Source organism: Streptomyces sp. NPDC091376, from assembly GCF_044757085.1.
Lineage (GTDB): Bacteria > Actinomycetota > Actinomycetes > Streptomycetales > Streptomycetaceae > Streptomyces > Streptomyces pratisoli.
Map to the genome: position 1 here is coordinate 15,570 of NZ_JBIVUF010000029.1, position 22,281 is coordinate 37,850.

The 22,281-nt window shown below is 72.1% G+C and carries 17 protein-coding genes and 1 riboswitch; of the genes, 10 read left to right on the top strand and 7 right to left on the bottom strand.

Annotation, left to right across the window (positions count from 1 at the left end; all coding sequences use genetic code 11):
• Nucleotides 1-81: 81 nt before the first annotated feature.
• From ACIQMR_RS35600 to ACIQMR_RS35610, 3 genes are all read left to right on the top strand, one after another.
• Nucleotides 82-1,356 (top strand): PspC domain-containing protein, encoded by a 1,275-nt coding sequence (locus ACIQMR_RS35600; protein WP_401396541.1) that lies wholly within the window; start codon nt 82-84, stop codon nt 1,354-1,356.
• Nucleotides 1,353-2,051, top strand: coding sequence for a response regulator transcription factor (locus ACIQMR_RS35605; RefSeq protein WP_266381756.1), 699 nt, complete (start codon nt 1,353-1,355; stop codon nt 2,049-2,051). The genes ACIQMR_RS35600 and ACIQMR_RS35605 overlap by 4 nt, the downstream gene beginning before the upstream one ends.
• 92 nt (nt 2,052-2,143) lie before the next feature.
• Nucleotides 2,144-3,286 carry an alpha/beta hydrolase gene (locus tag ACIQMR_RS35610; protein WP_401396544.1) on the top strand — a complete coding sequence of 381 codons (1,143 nt, stop codon included), beginning with the start codon at nt 2,144-2,146 and terminating at the stop codon, nt 3,284-3,286.
• A 192-nt stretch (nt 3,287-3,478) separates the two neighbouring features.
• Here ACIQMR_RS35610 and ACIQMR_RS35615 read toward each other — a convergent pair whose 3' ends face one another.
• On the bottom strand, nt 3,479-4,252 hold the full coding sequence (locus ACIQMR_RS35615; protein WP_401396547.1) for a GNAT family N-acetyltransferase: 774 nt from the start codon (nt 4,250-4,252) through the stop codon (nt 3,479-3,481).
• Between the two features lie 12 nt (nt 4,253-4,264).
• Nucleotides 4,265-5,326 (bottom strand): NlpC/P60 family protein, encoded by a 1,062-nt coding sequence (locus ACIQMR_RS35620; protein ID WP_401396549.1) that lies wholly within the window; start codon nt 5,324-5,326, stop codon nt 4,265-4,267.
• A 253-nt stretch (nt 5,327-5,579) separates the two neighbouring features.
• Here ACIQMR_RS35620 and ACIQMR_RS35625 point away from each other — a divergent pair, with 253 nt between their 5' ends.
• Nucleotides 5,580-5,933 (top strand): hypothetical protein, encoded by a 354-nt coding sequence (locus tag ACIQMR_RS35625; protein WP_266381761.1) that lies wholly within the window; start codon nt 5,580-5,582, stop codon nt 5,931-5,933.
• 165 nt (nt 5,934-6,098) lie between these two features.
• On the opposite strand, the gene ACIQMR_RS35630 is transcribed toward ACIQMR_RS35625, so the two are convergent.
• Nucleotides 6,099-7,265, bottom strand: coding sequence for an NlpC/P60 family protein (locus tag ACIQMR_RS35630; protein WP_401396552.1), 1,167 nt, complete (start codon nt 7,263-7,265; stop codon nt 6,099-6,101).
• A riboswitch (cyclic di-AMP (ydaO/yuaA leader) is annotated at nt 7,264-7,432 on the bottom strand. It overlaps the preceding gene by 2 nt.
• Before the next feature lie 208 nt (nt 7,433-7,640).
• Here ACIQMR_RS35630 and pcrA point away from each other — a divergent pair.
• Nucleotides 7,641-10,088 (top strand): DNA helicase PcrA, encoded by a 2,448-nt coding sequence (pcrA, locus tag ACIQMR_RS35635; RefSeq protein ID WP_401396555.1) that lies wholly within the window; start codon nt 7,641-7,643, stop codon nt 10,086-10,088.
• Nucleotides 10,089-10,242: 154 nt separating this feature from the next.
• On the opposite strand, the gene ACIQMR_RS35640 is transcribed toward pcrA, so the two are convergent.
• Together ACIQMR_RS35640 and ACIQMR_RS35645 are read right to left on the bottom strand one after the other, a co-directional pair.
• Nucleotides 10,243-11,814 (bottom strand): M23 family metallopeptidase, encoded by a 1,572-nt coding sequence (locus tag ACIQMR_RS35640; RefSeq protein ID WP_401396558.1) that lies wholly within the window; start codon nt 11,812-11,814, stop codon nt 10,243-10,245.
• A gap of 210 nt (nt 11,815-12,024) precedes the next feature.
• Nucleotides 12,025-12,867, bottom strand: coding sequence for an esterase/lipase family protein (locus tag ACIQMR_RS35645; RefSeq protein WP_401396560.1), 843 nt, complete (start codon nt 12,865-12,867; stop codon nt 12,025-12,027).
• A 320-nt stretch (nt 12,868-13,187) separates the two neighbouring features.
• Between ACIQMR_RS35645 and ACIQMR_RS35650 the strand changes: the two genes are divergently transcribed.
• Complete coding sequence (locus ACIQMR_RS35650; protein ID WP_266381773.1) at nt 13,188-13,601, top strand: cobalamin B12-binding domain-containing protein; 414 nt, start codon at nt 13,188-13,190, stop codon at nt 13,599-13,601.
• A gap of 307 nt (nt 13,602-13,908) precedes the next feature.
• Here the strand turns inward: ACIQMR_RS35650 and ACIQMR_RS35655 are convergent, their stop codons facing one another.
• Together ACIQMR_RS35655 and ACIQMR_RS35660 are read right to left on the bottom strand one after the other, a co-directional pair.
• Nucleotides 13,909-15,531 (bottom strand): DUF5691 domain-containing protein, encoded by a 1,623-nt coding sequence (locus ACIQMR_RS35655; RefSeq protein ID WP_401396563.1) that lies wholly within the window; start codon nt 15,529-15,531, stop codon nt 13,909-13,911.
• Nucleotides 15,532-15,550: 19 nt separating this feature from the next.
• Entirely contained in the window at nt 15,551-16,897 is a 1,347-nt protein-coding gene (locus ACIQMR_RS35660) for an SWIM zinc finger family protein (RefSeq protein ID WP_401396565.1), read from the bottom strand.
• A gap of 133 nt (nt 16,898-17,030) precedes the next feature.
• Between ACIQMR_RS35660 and ACIQMR_RS35665 the strand changes: the two genes are divergently transcribed.
• The 4 genes from ACIQMR_RS35665 to ACIQMR_RS35680 all read left to right on the top strand — a co-directional run bounded on the left by ACIQMR_RS35665 (nt 17,031) and on the right by ACIQMR_RS35680 (nt 22,205).
• On the top strand, nt 17,031-17,453 hold the full coding sequence (locus tag ACIQMR_RS35665; RefSeq protein ID WP_401396568.1) for an MmpS family transport accessory protein: 423 nt from the start codon (nt 17,031-17,033) through the stop codon (nt 17,451-17,453).
• 110 nt (nt 17,454-17,563) lie between these two features.
• Nucleotides 17,564-18,676, top strand: coding sequence for an AAA family ATPase (locus ACIQMR_RS35670; protein WP_401396571.1), 1,113 nt, complete (start codon nt 17,564-17,566; stop codon nt 18,674-18,676).
• Entirely contained in the window at nt 18,673-21,003 is a 2,331-nt protein-coding gene (locus tag ACIQMR_RS35675) for a DUF5682 family protein (RefSeq protein ID WP_401396574.1), read from the top strand. The genes ACIQMR_RS35670 and ACIQMR_RS35675 overlap by 4 nt, the downstream gene beginning before the upstream one ends.
• A complete protein-coding gene (locus tag ACIQMR_RS35680) occupies nt 21,000-22,205 on the top strand; it encodes a VWA domain-containing protein (RefSeq protein ID WP_401396576.1) in 1,206 nt (401 codons plus the stop codon). The genes ACIQMR_RS35675 and ACIQMR_RS35680 overlap by 4 nt, the downstream gene beginning before the upstream one ends.
• The last annotated feature ends 76 nt before the right edge of the window (nt 22,206-22,281 follow it).

Consider the following 22,281-nt stretch of genomic DNA (forward strand, 5'->3'; position numbering starts at 1 on the left):
CCCGGTTGCCCCTGACGTTCAGGGTCGGTCTCAGGGACGGCCCTGATGTCCGGGCCCGTACGCCCGTGTGACCATCGGGGCATGCCAGTCGCCGCCGCACGTCCGACCGAGACCGAGGAGCCCGCCGTCCGCAGGCTGTACCGCAGCGCGGACGGACGGTGGCTGGGCGGTGTCGCGCGAGGGCTCGCCGGGCATCTCGGACTGCCGGTGATCTGGGTCCGGCTGGTGTTCCTCGCGCTGTTCATGGCCGACGGTCTCGGCGCGCTGCTGTACGCGGTCTTCTGGATCGTCGTACCGCTCGGTGTAGGGGGCAGGACCGCCGAGCCGAAGCCGGTCTTCGAGACGGCCCCGGACGGCAGACGGCGACTGCGCAAGCCCGACAAGGGGCAGCTGTTCGCGCTGATCGCGCTGCTGATCGGTGCGGTCGTCTTCGGCGCCAACGTCGAACTGGGCGGCCCCGTCAACCGCTATCTCTGGCCGGTCCTGCTGACCGGCGCCGGTCTCGTCCTGGTGTGGCGGCAGGCGGACAACGCCCGCCGCGCCCAGTGGGCCGGGGACGGCCGGCGCCGCAGACTGCTGCAGCTCGCGCGCGGACTCGCCGGTGTCGCCCTGGTCGGCATGGGCCTGACCGTCTTCGTGGTCGTCCGCGGCTCGGCCGCCCAGCTCGGCAACGTACTGACGGCCGCACTCGCCGTGCTCGTCGGCATCGGCCTCCTCGCCGGGCCCTGGCTGGTGCGGATGACCCAGGACCTCTCGGAGGAGCGCCTGATGCGCATCCGCGCCCAGGAGCGCGCCGAGGTCGCCGCCCACGTCCACGACTCGGTGCTGCACACCCTCACCCTGATCCAGCGGAACGCGGACGACGCGGGCGAGGTGCGCAGGCTCGCCCGCGCCCAGGAGCGCGAGCTGCGCAACTGGCTGTACCGGCCGGAGGGCACCGGCAAGGATGAGGACGAGGAGCCGTCCATGCTCGCCGACGCGGTCAAGAAGGCCGCGGCGGAGGTCGAGGACAAGCACGGTGTCCCGCTGGAGGTCGTGGTCGTCGGCGACTGCCCGCTCGACGAGCGGCTGACCGCGCAGCTCCAGGCCGCGCGCGAAGCGATGGTCAACGCCGCGAAGTACGGTGGCGAGGGTGGACCCGTTCAGGTGTACGCGGAGGTCGAGGGCCGCACGGTGTTCGTCTCCGTACGGGACCGGGGGCCCGGTTTCGACCTGGACGCCGTTCCGGAGGACCGGATGGGCGTACGAGAATCGATCATCGGCCGTATGCAGCGCAACGGTGGCACGGCGCGCCTGCGGTCGGTGCCCGGAGGGGGCACCGAAGTGGAGCTCGAGATGGAGAGGGCGGACGGATGACCGAGCAGACCGACGGAACGCCAGGGGCGTCGGAGCGTCGCGTACGGGTCGTGCTCGTCGACGACCACCGGATGTTCCGGGCCGGAGTGCAGGCCGAGATCGGCAGGACCGAGGAGACGGGTGTCGAGGTTGTAGGCGAGGCCGCCGACGTGGACCAGGCGGTCACCGTGATCACGGCGACGCGGCCCGAGGTGGTGCTCCTCGACGTGCATCTGCCGGGCGGCGGCGGGGTCGAGGTGCTGCGCCGCTGCGCGGGCCTGGTGGGCGCGGCCGAGCGCCCGGTCCGCTTCCTGGCGCTGTCCGTCTCGGACGCGGCGGAGGACGTCATCGGGGTGATCCGCGGCGGCGCCCGCGGCTACGTCACGAAGACCATCACCGGCACCGACCTGGTCGACTCGATCTTCCGGGTCCAGGACGGCGACGCGGTGTTCTCACCCCGGCTGGCCGGCTTCGTCCTCGACGCCTTCGCGTCGACGGACGCCCCGCCGGTGGACGAGGACCTGGACCGGCTCACCCAGCGCGAGCGGGAGGTGCTGCGGCTGATCGCGCGCGGGTACGCGTACAAGGAGATCGCGAAGCAGCTCTTCATCTCAGTGAAGACGGTGGAGTCGCATGTGTCGGCGGTGCTGCGGAAGCTGCAGCTGTCGAACCGGCACGAGCTGACGCGATGGGCGACGGCGCGCCGACTGGTGTGAGCCCCGGGTACGCGTATGTACGCGCATGTGTGAGGAAACCGGCACAGGGCCGTGGCAACCGGTACGGGTCCCGTTCCCTCTGACTGTCCGTGATGAGCCTGACCGGAACTCCCTTCTTCGTGACCGCGATCGTGCTGGCCGTGATCGCGGTGCTGCTGCCGCTCGCCCTGTGGAGCAGGGTGCGCGGCCCCGCCGTGGCGCGGGGTGTCGCGCGGCTGCTGATGGTCGGCTTCGCGCAGGTGACCGCGCTCGTCGTGGTCTTCGTCGCCGTGAACAACAGCAACGGTCTGTACGACAGCTGGGACGACCTGCTCGGCACGGGTGACCATGTCACGGCCGCGACGGACCTCGGCAAGGACGGCACGGGCGGCGTGCGCCTCGCCGATCTGCCCAGGTCCAGGTCGGTCTTCAAGCCCGCGACTGACCCGGTACTCGGCGAGGGCGTGCGGGTCACGAACCTCTCCGGGCAGGTGTCGGGGGTCCAGGGCGAGGTGTACGTGTGGCTGCCTCCGCAGTACGACGAGCCGGCGTACCGGAACACCAAGTTCCCCGTCGTCGAGCTGCTGCCCGGGTACCCGGGCTCCGCCAAGGCATGGTTCGGCACCCTCAAGGTGCACGAGCAGCTGCGGCCGATGATGGAGAGCGGCGAGGTCGCGCCGTTCATCCTGGTCGCCCCGCGCACGACGCTGCTGGGGCGCGTCGACACGGGCTGCGCCAACATCCCGGGCCGCGTCAACGCGGACAGCTGGCTCAGCGTCGACGTCCGCAAGATGGTGACGGACACCTTCCGCGCCACCCAGCGTCCCGAGGGCTGGGCCGTCGCCGGCTACTCGGCGGGCGGCCACTGCGCGGCGAAGCTCGCCGTCGCCCACCCCGACCGCTACCGCGCAGGGGTGAGCATGTCCGGCTACAACGACCCGGCCGCGGAGAAGGCCTCCCTCGCCGCCCTGGACGAGGAACTCCGGCGCGCCAACGACCCGCTCCACCTCCTGCGGTCCGCCCCGACCCCTCCGCGCACGTCCCTGCTCGTCTCCGGCGCCCGCGGCGACGGGTTCGAGTCCGGCCTCGCCCTGCGTGCCGCCGCCCAGCCCCCGACACTCGTCGACGTCGTCGAGATCGGTGGCGCCCACGACACCGGCGAGTGGAAGCGCCAGGTCCCCGACATCTTCTTCTGGCTGACCCGCCAGCTCGCCTACGAGCGCGGTACGACCCCGTCGGCATCGGCGGGGCACTGACGCGGGCGGCTGCGGAGACGGGGGCTGCGGAGGAGGCGGGTGAGGCAATGAGCAGGCGAGCCAAGGAGCAGGCGGGCGCATGAGCGGGCGGGCGCATGAGTGGGTGAGTCAAGGAGCGGGTGGGGCTGCGGCGCCTGGGCGGACCGGTCCCGGGCCGGATCGGGGCCGGTCGGGGCCGGTCGGTCGCAGTCGTCAGTTCAGGGTGAAGTCCGCCTTCTCCGCGACCCGGTGGTAGCCGATGCCCGCGTAGATGCGCTCGACGGCGGCGTCACCCGGCTCCAGCCAGACCGTGCCGATGCCGCGGCCGAACGCCGTGGCGGTGAGGAAGGCGGAGACCGCGGCGCCGATGCCGCGGCGACGGAAGGCGGCTGCCACGCCCAGACCGGCGAGCTCGCTGAGACCATCGGTCGGGACGGAGCAGCCGCCCGCGCCGACGGGGGTGCGGTCGTCCGCCGTGGCGAGGGCAGTGACACCGCCGCCCCCGGACGCCTCCTTCAGCCAGCGGACCGAGCCCGCAGGGGGTTCGCCCGTCCCGCCGTACGCGAGGTGCTGGACCCCGGCCGCGGCCGCGTACTCGTCATCCGTGGACGGTTCGGTGACGGTGATACCGGCGGCCGGCTCCGGCGCCCGGAGGCCGTCGGGCGTACAGGCCAGCAGCGGGGCGCGGTTGCTGACCGTGAACCCGGCCGCCAGCAGCGCCTCTTCGGCCCCCGGCGCGGTGGACGGCAGGAACTCCAGCCGCGGCAGCCTGCCGAGCTCCCGGAACAGCGCCACGAGCGCCTTGATGTCCGCCGCCGACGGAGCCGCGTCCGGGTCGGGAATGGCGTAATTGGCGGGCGGGATGTCCCAGTCCGGGTTGTACCGCACCGTGAACGGGCCGATCCGCCGGTGGTGCGGCGAGCTCCGTGCCCGTGTGCGCGTGGAGTTCTGGATGGCCCGGTCCATGTGCTGATCGGTCGTGTCCATGGGGCCGGGATGCTACGCGACCCGGGTCGCCCCCGCATACGGCATCTGGTCGATCGGCGCGATGCGCACCGGTGCACCCGCCCGCGGGGCGTGGATCATCCGGCCGCCGCCGATGTAGAGGCCCACATGGGAGACGCCGGAGTAGAAGAAGACCAGGTCCCCGGGGGCGAGTTGGGACCGGGGCACCCTTCGGCCCGCGTTGATCTGGGTGTACGTGGTGCGGGGGAGGGAGACGCCCGCGGAGCGCCACGCGGCCTGCGTCAGACCCGAGCAGTCGAACGCGGACGGCCCGGTCGCGCCCCATACGTACGGCTTCCCCAGCGCCCCGTACGCGTAGGCGACGGCCTGTGCGGCCCGGGCGTTGGGGGCGGCGGCCGGGGCCGGCGTACCGGGGGCGGTGCGGGCGGTGTCGCGGTCCGCGCGGCCCGGCGGCGTACCGTCCTGGGCCGTGTACGCGGCGCGCTGATCGGCGGTGAGCCGTGCCAGCAGCGCCTCGGCCGCGGCGAGCTTCTTCCGTATCGTCGAACGGTGGCGGGCCAGTTCGGCCCGCCGCTCCTCCAGTTCGGCCAGCCGCTGGCCCGCCTCCCTGCGCACCTGGGAGATCTCCCGCATCTGCCGTTGTACGCCGGCGATCGCCGCGGCCTGCCGTTCCCCGACGCGCTCGGTCAGCTCAGCGCCCGCCAGATACCGCACGGGGTCGGAGGCGAGCGCGAGCTGCACGGCAGGATCGAGGCCGCGCGACCGGTACTGCGCGGTGGCGAAGGAACCGAGGGCGTTGCGCGAGGCGTTGAGGCGCTGGGTGCGCCGCGCCGCCTCGTCGCGGAGCGCGTTGGCCGCCGTCCGCGCCGCGTCGGCCTTCTCCTTGGCCCCGTTGTACTTCTCGGTCGCGGCCTCCGCCTCCTCGTAGAGCCGGTCCGCCTTGGCCTTCACCTCGTCCGGGGTGAGCAGGGGCTCGGCGTGCCCGGAGCCCTCGAAGGCGGTGGCGGCCGTCGCGCCGGCGAGCGCGAGGGTGGCGGAGAAGCGGGCGGCTGAGCCGGGAAGCGTGCGCTGCCTCGGTTTGCGGTGCGCTGCCACGAGGGCCAGTCCTTCCGTCGGAGTCCGCCGGTGCGGGTACCGGCGGCGGACCGCACAGGGGGAGCGGTCCACCGCCGGGTCTTTCGGCGGGGGCGACCGACTGCCGCCCGGGTACGGGACGGTGGATGGGAGCCGGTCACCTGGTGGAGGACGCTAGACCGCCGGGTTACGGCGAAGTGGCGCCATGACCGTTATTGGCGCCAGAAGGACCGCCGGGGTTCGCTTTGGGACCGTACGGCTAGGCTCCGGTGCCATGGACGTACTCATCAATGTCTTCGTCGCCCTGCACATCATCGGTATCGCGTCGCTGCTCGGCGGCTTTCTGACCCAGATGAAGGCCATGGGCGAGGGGACGGCGCGCTTCACTCCCGCGATGCTGCACGGCGCGCTGACCATGCTGGTGACGGGCGTGGCGCTGGTGGGACTCAACCAGGCGGACGACCAGCCGGTGAACAACCTCAAGATCGGTATCAAGCTGGCCGTGCTCGTCGTCATCCTCGCGCTCGTCTACGTGAAGCGGGACGAGGAGAAGGTGGACAAGGGCATGTTCGCGGCAGTGGGCGGTCTGACACTGGCGAACATCTTCATCGCGACGCTGTGGACGTGAGCGCGAGGCCGTGAACATGAGGCCGTGAACATGAGGCCGAGGTCGTGGACATGAGCCTGTGACATGAGGCCGAGTACGTGAGGCTGAGTACGTGAGGTTGCGGCCGTGATGCGGCGAGGGGTCCGGGGACTGCCCCGGACCCCTCGCCGCGTCTGTGTCTCCCGGCTACGCGGGGCGGACGCTCCCGTAGATCGGCATGTAGTAGATCGACTCCTCGCGGACGTTCGCTCCCGGCTTCGGGGCGTGGATCATCTTGCCGTCGCCGATGTAGATGCCGACGTGGCTGATGTCGTCGTAGAAGAAGACCAGGTCCCCGGGGAGCAGGTCCGCCGTCGCCACGCTCTGTCCGGCCTTCACCTGGTCCCAGGTGGTGCGGGGCAGGTCGACGCCCGCGGCCTTCCAGGCGGCCTGGGTGAGCCCGGAGCAGTCGAAGGAGCTCGGGCCGGTCGCGCCCCAGACGTACGGCTTGCCGATCTGGGCGCGGGCGAAGGACAGGACCTTCTCGGCCTTGGCGGCGTACGTGCCGCCGGCGGTGCCGGTGCCGGACCCCGTGTCCGTACCCGTACCCGTACCCGTGCCGGAGCCCGCCTGCTCCTGCTGTTCGCGCTCCTGGCGCTGCCGCTCGGCCTCGGCCTCCGCTTCCGCCTTGGCCCTCGCCTCGGCCTTGCGGCGGGCCTCCTCCTCGCGCTTGCGCTCCAGCTCCGCGAGCCGCGCCTTCTCCTCGGCGGTCAGCTGCGACAGCAGTTCACGCGCCTCGGCGAGCTTCGTCTGGACGGTCTGCTTGCTGGTGCGCAGCGACTGCTGCGAGGCCGTCAGCGACTCCAGGCTCTTGGTGGCCTGCGCCCGTTGCTTCGCCGCCGCGGCCTGTTCGGCCTCGAACTCGGTGATGGTGCTGCGCTGCTGCTCGGTCAGCCGGTCCATGAGCTGTGACTGCTCGAAGTAGGCCTGCGGGCTGTCGGCGAAGAGCAGCGCGGCGGTCGGGGTGACCGCGCCGGTGCGGTACTGCGCGGCCGCGTAGCTGCCGAGGGCGCGGCGGGACTCGTTGAGGGAGTCCGTGCGCTTGGCGACGTCGTCGAGGACACGGTCCACCGTGCGGCGCTGCTTCTCAGTGGCTTCCTTGGCCCTGTTGTACTCCTGGGTCGCGGAACCCGCCTGCCGGTAGAGGTCGTCGACCTTCTTCTGGACCTCGTCGATGCTGGGCCGCGGGTCGGCTGTCGCGCTCTGTGCCGAGAGGAGCGAGACGCTCGCTATGGCGGCCGTCGTCAACCCGACGGCGGGGGAGTTGGTGCGGGTACGGCTGCGCGGCTTGCGGTGCGACGCCAAGGCCGGCATCTCCTTCCGTGGACCGCCTACCGGGTTAGCTGTCGGGTTCGGACGGAACGGAAGGCTGTCCTACGGGCCGTGGGAAACGCGGCCCGATTCACCCCAGTTGTGCACAAATGGTGGGTCCCCGGTTCCGAACTCCCGCGAGGGAATGACGGATTCGGCGTGGCGACCCGGTTGGCGTGGTTCGCCGATGGGGGTACGGGCTGCCTGGGCGAGCACGCTAGCCAAAGTGTGGTGCTGCTGTGAAGGCGGATGTTCGATATGCCCGATACATTTTCGTGACCTTAGCGCTGTGTGCTCCGATGTGACCGTGTGTGTTCGTGGCGAGTGTGGTGAAGGCGGCGGCGGGCTGTCAGTGGAGCGGCCTAGACTCGTAAAGCGATGAGCAGCCTCTTTGACGACAGCTTCCTGGCGGACCTCCAGCGCACCTCGGCCTCGGAGGGCCCCCCGCCCCCCGAGCACGACGAGCACGCGCCCCACGAGGAGGTCCCGCACGACCTCTTCGAGGGCACGTTCGACGTGCCTCCGTCCGGGGGCGCGTACTACAGAGACGGCGCCCCGCGCCCCGTCGTGGACCCGGCCGCGCTGCTCGAAGGGCTGAACGAGCAGCAGCGCGCCGCCGTCGTGCACACGGGCTCGCCGCTGCTCATCGTGGCCGGCGCGGGCTCCGGCAAGACCCGAGTGCTGACCCACCGGATCGCCCATCTGCTGGCGACCCGCAATGTCCACCCCGGCCAGATCCTGGCGATCACGTTCACGAACAAGGCCGCGGGCGAGATGAAGGAGCGCGTCGAGCATCTCGTCGGCCCGCGCGCCAACGCCATGTGGGTCTCCACCTTCCACAGCGCTTGCGTGCGCATCCTGCGCCGCGAGAGCAAGAAGCTCGGCTTCACCTCGTCGTTCTCGATCTACGACGCCGCCGACTCCAAGCGGCTCATGGCCCTGGTCTGCCGTGATCTCGACCTGGACCCGAAGAAGTTTCCGCCGAAGTCCTTCAACGCCAAGGTCTCGAACCTGAAGAACGAGCTGATCGACGAGGAGACCTTCGCCGACCAGGCAGCCGACGGGTTTGAGAAGTCGCTCGCGGAGGCCTACCGGATGTACCAGTCGCGGCTGCGCGAGGCCAACGCGCTGGACTTCGACGACATCATCATGACCACGGTCCATCTGCTCCAGGCGTTCCCGGACGTCGCCGAGCACTACCGGCGTCGCTTCCGCCACGTCCTGGTCGACGAGTACCAGGACACCAACCACGCCCAGTACACGCTGGTGCGCGAGCTGGTGGGGGAGGGGTATGAGGACCTGGCCCCGGCCGAGCTGTGCGTCGTCGGCGACGCCGACCAGTCGATCTACGCATTCCGTGGTGCCACGATCCGCAACATCCTCCAGTTCGAGGAGGACTACCCGGACGCGACCACGATCCTGCTCGAGCAGAACTACCGCTCGACCCAGACCATCCTCTCCGCCGCCAACGCCGTCATCGAGCGCAACGAGAGCCGTCGCCCCAAGAACCTGTGGACGAATGCCGGTGCCGGAGCGCAGATCGCCGGCTATGTCGCGGACACCGAGCACGACGAGGCGCAGTTCGTCGCCGACGAGATCGACCGGCTGACGGACGCGGGCGAGGCCAAGGCAGGCGATGTCGCCGTCTTCTACCGGACGAACGCCCAGTCCCGTGTCTTCGAAGAGATCTTCATCCGCGTCGGCCTGCCCTACAAGGTCGTCGGCGGTGTGCGCTTCTACGAGCGCAAGGAGGTCCGGGACGTCCTGGCGTATCTGCGGGTCCTCGCCAACCCCGAGGACAACGTCCCGCTGCGCCGCATCCTCAACGTCCCGAAGCGCGGCATCGGCGATCGCGCGGAGGCGATGATCGACGCGCTGGCGCTGAGGGAGAAGATCACGTTCCCGCAGGCGCTGCGCCGCGTGGACGAGGCGTACGGCATGGCGGCCCGTTCGGCCAACGCCGTGAAGCGCTTCAACACGCTGATGGAGGAGCTGCGCACGATCGTCGAATCGGGTGCGGGCCCCGCCGTCGTGCTGGAAGCCGTGCTGGAGCGGACCGGTTATCTGGCCGAGCTGCAGGCGTCGACCGACCCGCAGGACGAGACGCGCATCGAGAACCTGCAGGAGCTCGCGGCGGTGGCCCTCGAGTTCGAGCAGGAGCGCGGGACGGAGGAAGGCACGGGCACGCTCGCCGAGTTCCTGGAGCAGGTCGCCCTCGTCGCCGACTCCGACCAGATCCCCGACGAGGACGAGGAGGGGACGGGCGTCATCACGCTGATGACGCTGCACACGGCCAAGGGCCTGGAGTTCCCCGTGGTGTTCCTCACCGGCATGGAGGACGGCGTCTTCCCGCACATGCGGGCGCTCGGTCAGACCAAGGAGCTGGAGGAGGAGCGTCGGCTGGCGTATGTGGGAATCACCCGCGCCCGCGAGCGGCTCTATCTGACACGGTCCTCGATGCGGAGCGCCTGGGGCCAGCCGGCGTACAACCCGCCGTCGCGGTTCCTGGAGGAGATCCCGGACGCGCACATGCAGTGGAAGCGGACGGGCCCGATGGCTGCGCCCGCAGGACCGACGTCCGGCATCACTTCCTCGCTGTCGTCGTCCCGCGCACGCTCCGGGCCCTCGGGCTTCGCGACGCGGCGCGCGACGGACAAGCCGGTGATCGCGCTGGCGGTCGGCGACCGGGTCACGCACGACCAGTTCGGGCTGGGGACCGTCATGGCGGTGACGGGCACGGGCGGGGACGCCCAGGCGACGATCGACTTCGGGGACGAGAAGCCGAAGCGGCTGCTGCTGCGGTACGCGCCGGTGGAGAAGCTCTGAGACCGTGAAGCCCCGAAGTCCTCAGGGTGAGGCGCTCGGCCGTCCTGGGCCGGGCGCCGGATGACGGGCGCCGGACGACGGCAGGTGAGCGGACGGCAGGCGAGCGGACGGCAGACAAGGTCCTGCCCGGGCGGCTGATCCGTGTGCCGCAGGACTACGCGGGGTTGAGCCCGTGGCTGCGCAGCCACGACAGCGGGTCGATCGCCGACCCGCCACCCGGCCGGACCTCGAAGTGCAGGTGCGGACCGGTGGAGTTGCCCGAGTTGCCCGAGTACGCGATGGTCTCGCCGGCCTTGACCGTACCCGAACGGATCTTGGTGCTGCTCAGGTGGCAGTACCAGGTCTCCGTCCCGTCCGCGGCGGTGACGATGGCCATGTTGCCGTACGCGCTGTTCCACTGGGTGCGTACGGTGCCGTCGGTCGCGGCCAGCACCGGCGTTCCGTAGGAGACCGGGAAGTCGATGCCGGTGTGCATGGACATCCAGTTGACGCCGGCCTGGCCGTAGTACGCGCTGAGCCCGTGCTGGGCCACCGGCAGGGCGAACTTGGGGCGCAACGCCTCGCGGCGTGCGGCCTCTTCCTCGCGCTTCTTGCGCTCGGCCGCCTGGCGCGCCTTGAGGTCGATGCGTTCCTGGGTGCGGCTGGCGCGGTCGCCGAAGTCGCGGGCGTCGGCGCTGAGCGCGGCGAGCTGGGTGTCGAGCTTGCTGTTCGCGGCGACGGGCTTCACGGACGCCGGATCGGCGGCGGTGACCGCGGTGTTGTCGTCCTTCGTGTCCTCGCTGCCGGTCAGTCCGCTGACCGAGGCCGCCGCCACACCGGCAACGCCCATCACACAGACGGAAGGCACCGCGACGGTCAGGAGTGCGGAACGCTTGGCGGGAGTGCGACGGCGGCCGCCGCGGCCGCCGGACCGGCGCACGGGGCGGGCGGAGGCGGCGGAGCGGGTGACGACGGGCGTGACGTCCGTGTCGGTGTCCGTGTCGGCCGCCGGCTCGTCGTCGTACGCGGACTCCGCCGTTCCTGGCTCGGACCCGGGGTCGGCTTCCTGCTCGTACTCGTACTCGTACTCCACCGCATGTTCAGGCTCGGTGTCGGTGTCGAGAGGTGCGTCGAGGGGCACTTCGAGCGGGGCGTCGTACTCGGCCGTGGGCGAGAACTGCTCCGGGACGAAGGCCTCGCCGAGATCCTGATGCTCTTCATACGCCGGATACGCGGTGTGTTCGGAGTGCACCGCGTGCTCGGTGTACTGCGGATAGGCGGTGGCCGTCGTGTCCGCGCCCGTGTTCCAGGCGGTGGCGTCGTAGGCGCCCGTCTCGTACGAAGTGGCCGCGCCGTAGCCCGGCGCCGTCCACTGTCCGGTCGTGTCGTAGGCGAAGGTCGCCGCGGCGGTCTCGAACTGCTCCGTGGCGAACTGCCCCGACTGGTTCCAGGCGTTGGCGTCCCACTGGCCGGTGGTGTCGTACTGAGTCGCGTCGTACTGCGCCGCGTCGAGCGGTGTCGCGTCGTACTGCTGCGGGTACGCCTGCTGGTGTGTCTGCGCGCCGTAGGCGTCGTAACCGGCCGCGGCACCCGTGCCCCACTGCGTGGCGTCGTACTGCCCGCTGTGTCCGTCGTGTCCGACATGTCCCGTCTCGTAACTGCCCGGCATGGCGCCGAAGAGCGGGTCGGTGTCGAAGCTGCCGGTGGCGTACGCGTCATACCCGGCGTGGGGGTGCTGGTCGTTCACCAACTTCTCTCTCGCCTCGGCAGCAGGACCAGGGTCTGGGGTCACCCCGCGGCGGGGGGCCCAGAGGCAACGCAGTGGCGCGACTGTACCCGGCGGTATGCGACGCCGACAATCTTCGGCAGGTTTTGGGGCAGCGGGAAACGGGCATTCGGCCGTGTTTCGGCGAACTGCGGGCAGAGCTTTGGCTTTACGTTCGACTGTTGTTCGACCTCAGGCCACCGAGGCGGCGCCGGAGGACTCGGCTTCCGCACCCGTCGACTCGAGCTCCTCGCGGATGCTCGTGGCGACGGTGGGGTGGACCGGGAGCGCGAGATGGCCGATGCCGCTCACGCGAACGTTCCGCACGATCAGGTCGGGGTGCTCCAGGCGGGCCGTCTCGAGCGGAACCATCAACTGGTCGAGGTCGCTCCAGAAGCTGACGAACCTGGTCCGGCAGCCCGGCGCGGGCTGCCGCAACTCCTCGATCACGGCGGAACCCGGACGCATCTGGCGCACGATGGGGTGAGCGCTCGCGAGCGGGGCGACGCCGGTGCCCGAATGGGGCGTGCCGAGGGTGACGAGCGTGCGGACGCGGCGGTCACCGCCGAGGCGCTGGACGTAGTACCTCGCGATGAGGCCGCCGAGACTGTGCCCGACGATGTCGACCCGCTGGTGGCCGGTCCGGACGCAGATCTCCTCGACATGGCGGCCCAGCAGCTCGGCGGCCGCCCGGATGTCGCAGGTCAGCGGTGAGTAGTTGAGCGACTCCACATGGCGCCCGCCGGGTCGGGTGAGGCTACGGCGCAGCAGGACGAAGACGGAGCGGTTGTCGACGAAGCCGTGGAGGAGAACGGCGGGCGGGCACGGCGGTCCCTGGGCCGGCAGTACGGAGGCGCCGTCCTCCGACGCCGCTACGGGCGCCGGCTCGGGCGCGCGGCGCCCCGGGACGTGGCGCTCAGGTGCGATGCCCGATGGGTAGAGGAGCAGATGCCCGGCGAGAATGGCCAGCTCCAGGGCCGTGGCCCGCAGCAAGGCGATCGACATTCGTATCCGCAAGAGCGGCAGGAACCCCATGGCCGACCTCCCGAACGGCGCACGGGTGGGCGGCTCCGTCCCCCGTATGCCCTCATGGGGCTGCCGACGGGTCGTGCCCTCGTACCGTCGCGCCGCGCGGCTGGCGGCACGGTGGTACGACGACCGAATGGCGGCTCCCCTGGCGATCGTCCCGGCTGCGGGTGTGCGGCTCCGAATGCGGGTACGACGCGTAGCGAACATGTCCCACGTGTGATTTCCCCCTCGCTGTCCACCGCGAAACGGCCGGTTGCGGGATGCTGTAGATAACGTTCGTTCACCTCAGGTGCCAATGGCGGCACAGGCGGTATGTGGAGGCAGTGATGGGTGTGACCGGTCCGATCCGCGTGGTGGTGGCCAAGCCGGGTCTCGACGGCCACGATCGCGGCGCGAAGGTGATCGCACGGGCTCTGCGGGACGCCGGTATGGAGGTCATCTACACCGGGCTCCACCAGACCCCCGAGCAGATCGTGGACACCGCGATCCAGGAGGACGCCGACGCGATCGGCCTCTCCATCCTGTCGGGCGCGCACAACACGCTCTTCGTGAAGGTGATCGAGCTGTTGAAGGAGCGCGACGCGGAGGACATCAAGGTCTTCGGCGGCGGCATCATTCCGGAGGCGGACATCCCGCCGCTGAAGGAGAAGGGCGTCGCGGAGATCTTCACCCCGGGCGCGACGACGACATCGATCGTCGACTGGGTCAACGCGAACGTGCGGCAAGCGGCCGACGCGTAGCGCCTGCGGCGGACGGCGGTACGGGTGGCGGTACGCCGCGGTCCGGTACCGCCCGCAGCTGTCGCCGGGACTGGGACCGGTCCGTCCCGCCTTGCGCTCGATGCTCGGCACATCACGCCTCCCCGTGGCCTGCGGTGCCCGCCTCCGCGGGCCCTCGGACACGGGAGGTGCCACCTCACGCCACGCACACCCCACGCCACGGCGTGCCGTGCCGTCGAAGTCGTCCACGCCGTCCAGGACGAGGACGACACCCCCTCGCGAGGACACGTACACGCCGGGCAAAGCATCCGCCCCGCAGGCGGACGCGCTATCCGCCGGAAGCGCCCTGGGGCGTGAGTTCCGTGTGCATCGTGGCGCGGAAGCGCAGCGTGGAGACGAGGCGCTGGAAGGCCTCCGACCAGTAGCCGCCCGCTCCCGGTGACGCGCCCTCCGGTTCGTCGGGCGTGGCCGTGAGGAGGTCGAGGCGGCCGGCCTCGGCCGGATCGAGGCAGCGCTCCGCGAGGCCCATGACACCGCTGAAACTCCACGGGTAGCTCCCCGCGTCCCGCGCGATGTCGAGCGCGTCGACGACCGCGCGGCCGAGCGGCTCCGCCCAGGGCACCGCGCAGACACCGAGCAGCTGGAACGCCTCCGACAGCCCGTGCGCCGATATGAACGCCGCCACCCACGCCGCCCGCTCCTCCGCGGGCAGCGTCGCCAGGAGCTTCGCCCGCTCGGCGAGCGAGGACGTGCCGGGGCCGGTCGCCGGTGGCTCGGACGGGGCGCCCAGGAGGGCGCGGGCCCACTCCGGGTCGCGCTGACGCACCGCCGCCCGGCACCACGCCGCGTGCAGCTCACCGCCCCAGTCGTCGGCGACGGGCAGGGCGACGATCTCCTCGGGCGTCCGGCCGCCGAGCCGCTCCGTCCAGGCCGTGAGCGGCGCGGCCTCGACCAACTGGCCCAGCCACCAGGAGCGTTCGCCCCGGCCGGAAGGCGCCGTCGGAACGACACCGTCCCGCTGCATCTCCGCATCGCATTCATGCGGAGCCTCGACCGCGATCCCCGGCGCGCCCTTCGTGCGGTCCAGGCCGACACAGCCGGCGGCCCGGGCCGCCATCCGCCCGGCGAGCGCGGAGTGCGGCAGCGCGGACAGCAGCTCGGCCGCGGTCGCCCGGACATTGCGGCTGCGGTCGGCCAACGCCTGCTCCAGGAAGGGCTCGTCCGCGTCGGACAGCCCGGTGCGCAGAGAATCCAGGAACATCAGCCGGTCCTCCGCGCGCTCGGTCGCCCATGTCCGTGCCAGCAAGGCCGATGCCGCCGCCGGATCGTGGGCGCGCAGGGAGCCGAGAAGCGCGACCCGCTCGGCGAACAGGCCCTCCTCCCACAGCCGCCGGACGGCCTCCGTGTCGGCGGGGCCCGGGAGCGTGGTGCCGGCCGACGTCCCGCGCAGGGCGAACTTCCAGTCCGCGTTGAGCCGGGCGAGCCAGATGCCGCGCGGTCCGGCGAAGCGCAGCGCCAGGGGCCGCAGATCGGTGCGCGCGCGGGCTGCGTCGAGCAGGGCCGGCAGCGTGGACGACGGGGCCCGGTAGCCCTGCTCGTTGGCGGCGGTGAGCCACTGCGGCAGCAGCTCCGTCAGGTCCGGTGCGGTGCCGCGGCGGCCACCGGAGCTGGGCGCGGCCCGGTCGGCCAGCAGCAGCGCCAGCCGCCGCCTGGCCGCCTCGGGCAGGGCCCGGCGGTTGTCGGGCGGCGCCGGCTCGGGCCTCGGCCGGGCTATGGCGGGCCGCAGCCCGGCCCGTCGCCGCACCGTGTGCAGCGCGGCCGCGTCCAGCAGCGCGACGGGTGCCTCCCGGTCCGGGGCCAGGACGTCGGCCGGTGGTGTGCGCCGGTCGGTGCCGAGAAGAGCGGAGGTGACGAGCTCTTCCCAGACGGTGGTGCCGGTGGTGCTGGACATCGCGTCCTCCGTGGTGCGTTCAGGTGAGGGTGACCGTCTCGGCGCTGTCGTCGGCCCAGGCCGCCAACGGGACGAAGCCGCGGTGACCGCACTCGCCGAAGACGGTGACCGGACTGCCGCCGGACAGCGCGGCGAGCTTCCACAGCCCCGGCCGGGAGAGCGCGGCGGGAGCGACGGGAAGCGCGGACCGACCGTCCGCGTCGGCCAGCTGCCAGCCGTCGTCCCCCGGCACCGGTATGGAGTCCGTCAGCGTGACCGGCCACGAGTCCAGCCACGGGTCGTCGCGCAGCGCGGCACCATAGGCGGCGAGCGCGTCCTGCGCGGTGCCGCCCGGGGGTGGTGCCTTGATGGGGACCGGGGCGCCGAACTGCTCACCCAGATCCGCCCGGAGCTGCCCCGCGCCCCCGTAGGGAACGACCTCGGCGTCGATCATCAGCCCTGCCGGCAGGGCCAGTTGCGGCGCGCGGCCGGCCACGCCGAAGGAGAGCAGCAGGGCCGTGCGGTGCGTCTCCCGCCCGTACAGCCAGACGCGCCGGCTCGTGATCCTGCCGTCCGTCGAGTCGTACTGCGCGAGCACCAGCCAGTCGTCGCGCACAGCGGGGCCCTCGGCGGGAGCGGTCAGCCCCACTCTGGTGCGCACGGTCGCGGCGAGCGGCTCGGGCAGCCGGTCGATGCCGAGCCAGGCCCGGTCGAGGAGGTGCACCAGCGCGGACTCCTCCAGCAGCCGGACCGGCCAGCCGGGGCCGGAGCCGGGGACGGCGCCCAACTCGCGCACCCGTCCGGCCAGTCCGGGGGCCTGGGCGTCGACCATGCGCGCGGCCGTCTCCTCCCACAGCCCGTACCCGGACCGCTCCGCCGCGGCCAGGCCGCCCCGCAGCAGATCCGCCAGCCGCTGCTCCAACTCCTGGGCACCCGCGGTGATCCGGCCCGCCCTGCGCTCCGCCCTGCGCCGGGCCGCCTCCGGATCGGCGGACTTCGCGGACCGCCCCTCGGCCGCGCCCCCCTCCTCCTGGTCGGCGGCGCGCTTGCGGCGTCCCGCCAGCCACGCGTCGGCCCAGTCCGGCACCTCGCCGTCCCTGACGCTCTCCTCGTCCCCCGCCCAGAGCAGCAACAGTCCCAGCGCGTGCTTGCACGGGAACTTCCGGCTCGGGCAACTGCACTTGTACGCCGGGCCCGTCGTGTCCACGATCGTCTGATACGGCTTGCTGCCGCTGCCCTTGCACAGGCCCCAGACCGCACCGCCGCCGCTTCCCGCCCCGGACCACGGGCCTGCCGTGCCCAGCTTGCTTCCCGCCTTGCGTGACGCGGCGTCAGGAGCCAGAGCCAGCACCTGTTCCGCCGTCCAGCGCACCCCCTGCTGATTCATGTCGACGACGCTACGGGCCACCACTGACAATCGGCCCTGACCTGCGGTTCCGTCTCCTCCGTAACGGTTTGACCTTACCTTCCCTTTGCGATTCGCTGCCGGGGACAACCCGACGATCCTTGGGGGGATCCACATGCGCCGGTCCATCCGTACCGCCGTCCGCACGCTCGCTGCCGCGGGCCTCGCCTTCGGCCTGACCGCCTGTTCCGAGGCCGCGGACAAGGCGGTCGACCAGGTCGACAATGCCGTGACCGACACGTACGAGGTGACCTACGAGGTCACCGGCAAGAACGTCGACTCGATCGAGTACCACGCAGGTGGCGGCACGGCCATGGAGCCGAAGATCGAGACGGTGCAGAAGCCCACGCTGCCGTGGAAGAAGACCGTGACGCTGAAGGGCATCATGCCGCCCGCCGTCATGCCCGTCGCGGTGGACGCGGCCGGCGCCGAGGTCACCTGCCGGATCACGTACCAGGGCAAGGCGATCAAGGAGGCGAAGGGCGAGGGCATCGCGACCACCGGCGGCTGCATCGCGGTCTCGCCGCTCGCGGGATAACTCCTCGACCGAGCCGCCGACTTCGGCCCTGACCTGCGGGAACGGGCCGTTGTCAGTGGCGTGGTGCACGGTGGGATCCACACCCGGTCGAACGATCTGGAGGGGGATCCATGACCGTGCCCGAAACCACGGCGGACACCGGCGCCGAGGCCCTGCGGCCGCATGCGGAGGACGCCTTCGCGGACGAGTTCAAGGCCCTGGCCGCGGCGGACGACCGCCCGCGTCCGGCCCGCTGGCGGCTGTCGCCGTGGGCCGTGGCCACGTATCTGCTCGGCGGCACGCTGCCCGACGGGACGGTGATCACACCCAAGTACGTGGGCCCGCGCCGGATCGTCGAGGTCGCCGTCACGACGCTCGCGACCGACCGCGCGCTGCTCCTTCTCGGCGTGCCCGGCACCGCCAAGACCTGGGTCTCCGAGCATCTGGCCGCGGCGGTCAGCGGAGACTCCACCCTGCTCGTGCAGGGCACCGCCGGCACGCCAGAGGAGGCGATCCGGTACGGCTGGAACTACGCGCGGCTGCTCGCCCACGGCCCCAGCCGTGACGCCCTCGTGCCCAGCCCGGTCATGCGCGCGATGGCGGACGGCATGACCGCGCGCGTCGAGGAGCTGACCCGCATTCCGGCGGACGTGCAGGACACGCTCATCACCATCCTGTCGGAGAAGACGCTGCCGATCCCTGAGCTGGGCCAGGAGGTCCAGGCGGTCCGCGGGTTCAACCTCATCGCCACGGCCAACGACCGGGACCGCGGGGTCAACGATCTGTCGAGCGCGCTCCGGCGCCGGTTCAACACCGTGGTCCTGCCGCTGCCCGCGACCCCGGACGCCGAGGTCGACATCGTGTCCCGGCGGGTCGACCAGATAGGGCGCTCGCTCGACCTGCCCGCCGCGCCCCGGGGCGCCGACGAGATCCGCCGCGTCGTCACGGTCTTCCGTGAGCTGCGCGACGGCGTCACCGCGGACGGGCGCACCAAGCTCAAGTCCCCCTCGGGGACGCTCTCCACGGCCGAGGTGATCTCCGTCGTCACCAACGGGCTGGCGCTCGCTGCGCACTTCGGGGACGGAGTGCTGCGGCCGGGCGACGTGGCGGCCGGGATCCTCGGGGCGGTCGTCCGGGACCCGGCGGCCGACCGCGTCATCTGGCAGGAGTATCTGGAGACGGTCGTGCGTGAGCGGGACGGCTGGAAGGACTTCTACCGCGCCTGCCGCGAGGTGAGCGTATGACGTCACGCACGGCGCCCGCGCCGACGGCATGGCCCGCCGAGGGCCCGCTGTTGCTCGGGGTGCGGCATCACGGGCCGGGGTCCGCCCGGGCGGTGCGGGCCGCGCTCGACGCCGCGGAGCCGAAGGCGCTGCTGATCGAGGGGCCGCCCGAGGGTGACGCGTTGCTGCCGCTCGCCGCCGACGAGGGCATGGTCCCGCCCGTCGCGCTCCTCGCGCATGCGGTGGACGATCCTGGCCGGGCCGCGTTCTGGCCGCTGGCCGAGTTCTCCCCAGAATGGGTCGCGATCCGCTGGGCCCTGGCGCACGACGTCCCCGTACGGTTCATCGACCTCCCCGCCGCCCACTCCCTGGCGGCCGCGACCGACCCCGGCTGGGGCGAAGGGGAGGACGAGGCGGACGGTGGGGAGGGCGCGCTGCGGATCGATCCCATCGCCGTGCTCGCCGACACCGCCGGATACGACGATCCGGAGCGCTGGTGGGAGGACGTGATCGAGCACCGCGGCACCACGGCCCCGCAGGACGGGCCGGACCCGGACGGCCCGTTCGCGCCGTTCGCCGTGCTCGCCGAGGCCATGACCGCTCTCCGGGAGACCTACGGCCACGGCGGGCACGCGCGTGACCTGGTCCGCGAGGCCCATATGCGGATCCAGCTGCGCGCAGCCCGCAAGGAGTTCGGGGACGAGGTGGCCGTCGTCTGCGGAGCCTGGCACGTGCCGGCGCTGGCCGTCAGGTCGACGGCCACCGCGGACCGCGCCCTGCTGAAGGGGCTGCCGAAGGTCAGGACGGAGATGACCTGGGTGCCCTGGACCCACCGCAGGCTCGCCCGGCACAGCGGGTACGGCGCGGGGATCGACTCCCCGGGCTGGTACGCGCACCTGTTCAGCGCCCCGGACCGCCCCGTCGAGCGTTGGATGACGAAGGTCGCCGGGCTGCTCAGGGACGAGGACCGGATGGTGTCCTCGGCCCATGTCATCGAGGCGGTCCGGCTCGCCGCGACGCTCGCCGCCATGCGGGCCCGTCCGCTCGCCGGGCTGAGCGAGACGACGGACGCGATCCGGGCCGTGATGTGCGACGGCTCCGACGTTCCGCTCGGGCTCGTCCACGACAAGCTGATCACCGGCGATGTGCTCGGCGAGGTCCCGGACACGGCCCCGGCCGTCCCGCTGCAGCGCGATCTGACCCGCCTCCAGCGCAGCCTGCGGCTCAAACCGGAGCTGCTGGAGCGCGAGCTGGAGCTCGACCTGCGCAAGGACACCGACGCCGCGCGCAGCCGGCTGCTGCACCGGCTCCGGCTCCTCGGCGTCGGCTGGGGCGCGCCGGAAGCGGGGCGCGGCTCGACCGGCACCTTCCGGGAGACCTGGCGGCTGCGCTGGGAGCCCGAGCTGTACGTCAAGGTCGCCGAGGCGGGCGTCTGGGGCACCACGGTGCTCTCCGCCGCGACGGCCAGGGCGGAGGCGCAGGCCGTATCGGCGACGGCGCTCGCCGATGTCACCTCCCTCGCCGAGCGCTGCCTGCTCGCCGAACTGCCCGAAGCCCTCCCGGTGGTGATGAAGGCCCTCGCCGACCGGGCCGCGCTGGACGCGGACGTCGGCCATCTCGCCCAGGCCCTGCCGGCGCTCGCACGCTCCCTGCGGTACGGAGACGTGCGCGCCACGGACACCGCCGCCCTCGGTGAGGTGGCGGCCGGGCTCGCCGAGCGGATCTGCGTCGGGCTGCCGCCCGCCTGCACCGGCCTCGACGCGGACGGCGCGGCCGAGATGCGGGGGCATCTCGACGGCGTCCACACGGCGATCGGACTGCTGCCTCGGGCGGAGGAGTTGAGCGGGCGCTGGGCGGACGTGCTGCGCAAGCTCGCGCTGCGCGACACCGTGCCCGGGGTGATACGAGGACGTGCGGTCCGGCTGCTGCTGGACGACGGCCGTCTCGCCGAGGACGAGGCCGCACGGCTGATGGGGCTTGCGCTCTCGCCCGGCACCCCGCCCGCCGACGCCGCGGCCTGGATCGAGGGCTTCGTGGGCGGCGCGTCGGGAGGCGGCATGCTCCTGGTGCACGACGAGCGCCTCCTCGGGCTGGTCGACGCCTGGCTGACATCCGTTCCGGCGAGCGCGTTCACGGATGTGCTGCCGCTGCTGAGGCGCACGTTCTCGGCATACGAGCCGGGCGTGCGCCGCACCCTCGGGGAACTGGTGCGGCGCGGCCCCGCGGCCGGGGGGCGGCCGACGCGGGGAGAGGCAGGCGTGCCCGGATTCGGAGCCGGGCTCGACGAGGAGCGGGCGGACGGGGTGCTGCCCGTACTGCGGCTGATTCTGGAGGGGGAGCACGTATGACAGCGCCGGGAGCACACGGGGCAACGCCGGACGCGGTGGCGGACACGGCACCCGACGAGCGGCTGCGGCGCTGGCGGCTCGTCCTGGGAGGTGACGCGGCCGACGGCACCGGCTGCGCACTGTCCGGGACGGACACCGCGATGGACGGGGCACTGGCCGCGCTCTACGGCTCGGGCAGCGGCCAGGACAGGCGGGGCGGCAGGCGTTCGGCGGGGCTGGAGGGCTCCGCGCCGAGTGTCGCGCGCTGGCTCGGAGACATCCGCACCTACTTCCCGAGCTCCGTCGTCCAGGTCATGCAGCGCGACGCGATCGACCGGCTCGGCCTGTCCACACTGCTGCTGGAGCCGGAGATGCTGGAGGCCGTCGAGGCGGACGTCCACCTCGTCGGGACCCTGCTCTCCCTCAACAAGGCGATGCCCGAGACGACCAAGGAGACCGCCCGCACGGTCGTCCGCAAGGTCGTCGAGGACCTGGAGAAGCGCCTGGCCAGTCGCACCCGTTCGACGCTCACCGGCGCGCTCGACCGCAGTGCGCGCATCAGCCGCCCTCGGCACCGGGACATCGACTGGGACCGCACGATCCGGGCGAATCTGAAGAACTACCTGCCCGAGTACCACACGGTGGTGCCCGAGCGGCTCATCGGCTACGGACGCGCCTCGCAGTCCGTGAAGAAGGACGTCGTCCTGTGCATCGACCAGTCCGGGTCGATGGCGGCATCCGTCGTCTACGCCTCGGTGTTCGGCGCGGTGCTCGCCTCGATGCGCTCGATCGCGACGCGGCTCGTCGTCTTCGACACCGCGGTCGTCGATCTGACGGACCAGCTGGACGATCCGGTGGACGTGCTGTTCGGCACCCAACTCGGCGGCGGCACGGACATCAACCGGGCCCTCGCGTACTGCATGTCGCAGATCACCAGGCCCGCCGACACCGTCGTCGTGCTGATCAGCGATCTGTACGAAGGCGGCATCCGGGACGAGATGCTGAAGCGGGTCGCGGCGATGAAGGCGTCGGGCGTGCAGTTCGTCACCCTCCTCGCGCTCTCCGACGAGGGAGCCCCCGCCTACGACCGCGAGCACGCGGCGGCCCTCGCGGCGCTGGGTGCCCCGGCGTTCGCGTGCACGCCCGACCTCTTCCCCGAGGTGATGGCCGCCGCGATCGAGAAGCGGCCACTGCCCATACCGGACAAGGCGACTCATCAGTAACAAGGGACTTGCGTAAACCCAGGAGGCTCGTGCGAGCATCGTCCCTGTTGCCCGTGGAGGGTCATGTTCCGCGACT

Bases quoted from the DNA above. Each gene is read 5' to 3' on its own strand.
- ACIQMR_RS35600 (WP_401396541.1), top strand. From the start codon at position 82: ATGCCAGTCGCCGCCGCACGTCCGACCGAGACCGAGGAGCCCGCCGTC.
- ACIQMR_RS35605 (WP_266381756.1), top strand. From the start codon at position 1,353: ATGACCGAGCAGACCGACGGAACGCCAGGGGCGTCGGAGCGTCGCGTA.
- ACIQMR_RS35610 (WP_401396544.1), top strand. From the start codon at position 2,144: ATGAGCCTGACCGGAACTCCCTTCTTCGTGACCGCGATCGTGCTGGCC.
- ACIQMR_RS35615 (WP_401396547.1), bottom strand. From the start codon at position 4,252: ATGGACACGACCGATCAGCACATGGACCGGGCCATCCAGAACTCCACG.
- ACIQMR_RS35625 (WP_266381761.1), top strand. From the start codon at position 5,580: ATGGACGTACTCATCAATGTCTTCGTCGCCCTGCACATCATCGGTATC.
- ACIQMR_RS35630 (WP_401396552.1), bottom strand. From the start codon at position 7,265: ATGCCGGCCTTGGCGTCGCACCGCAAGCCGCGCAGCCGTACCCGCACC.
- pcrA (WP_401396555.1), top strand. From the start codon at position 7,641: ATGAGCAGCCTCTTTGACGACAGCTTCCTGGCGGACCTCCAGCGCACC.
- ACIQMR_RS35645 (WP_401396560.1), bottom strand. From the start codon at position 12,867: ATGGGGTTCCTGCCGCTCTTGCGGATACGAATGTCGATCGCCTTGCTG.
- ACIQMR_RS35650 (WP_266381773.1), top strand. From the start codon at position 13,188: ATGGGTGTGACCGGTCCGATCCGCGTGGTGGTGGCCAAGCCGGGTCTC.
- ACIQMR_RS35655 (WP_401396563.1), bottom strand. From the start codon at position 15,531: ATGTCCAGCACCACCGGCACCACCGTCTGGGAAGAGCTCGTCACCTCC.
- ACIQMR_RS35660 (WP_401396565.1), bottom strand. From the start codon at position 16,897: ATGAATCAGCAGGGGGTGCGCTGGACGGCGGAACAGGTGCTGGCTCTG.
- ACIQMR_RS35665 (WP_401396568.1), top strand. From the start codon at position 17,031: ATGCGCCGGTCCATCCGTACCGCCGTCCGCACGCTCGCTGCCGCGGGC.
- ACIQMR_RS35670 (WP_401396571.1), top strand. From the start codon at position 17,564: ATGACCGTGCCCGAAACCACGGCGGACACCGGCGCCGAGGCCCTGCGG.
- ACIQMR_RS35675 (WP_401396574.1), top strand. From the start codon at position 18,673: ATGACGTCACGCACGGCGCCCGCGCCGACGGCATGGCCCGCCGAGGGC.
- ACIQMR_RS35680 (WP_401396576.1), top strand. From the start codon at position 21,000: ATGACAGCGCCGGGAGCACACGGGGCAACGCCGGACGCGGTGGCGGAC.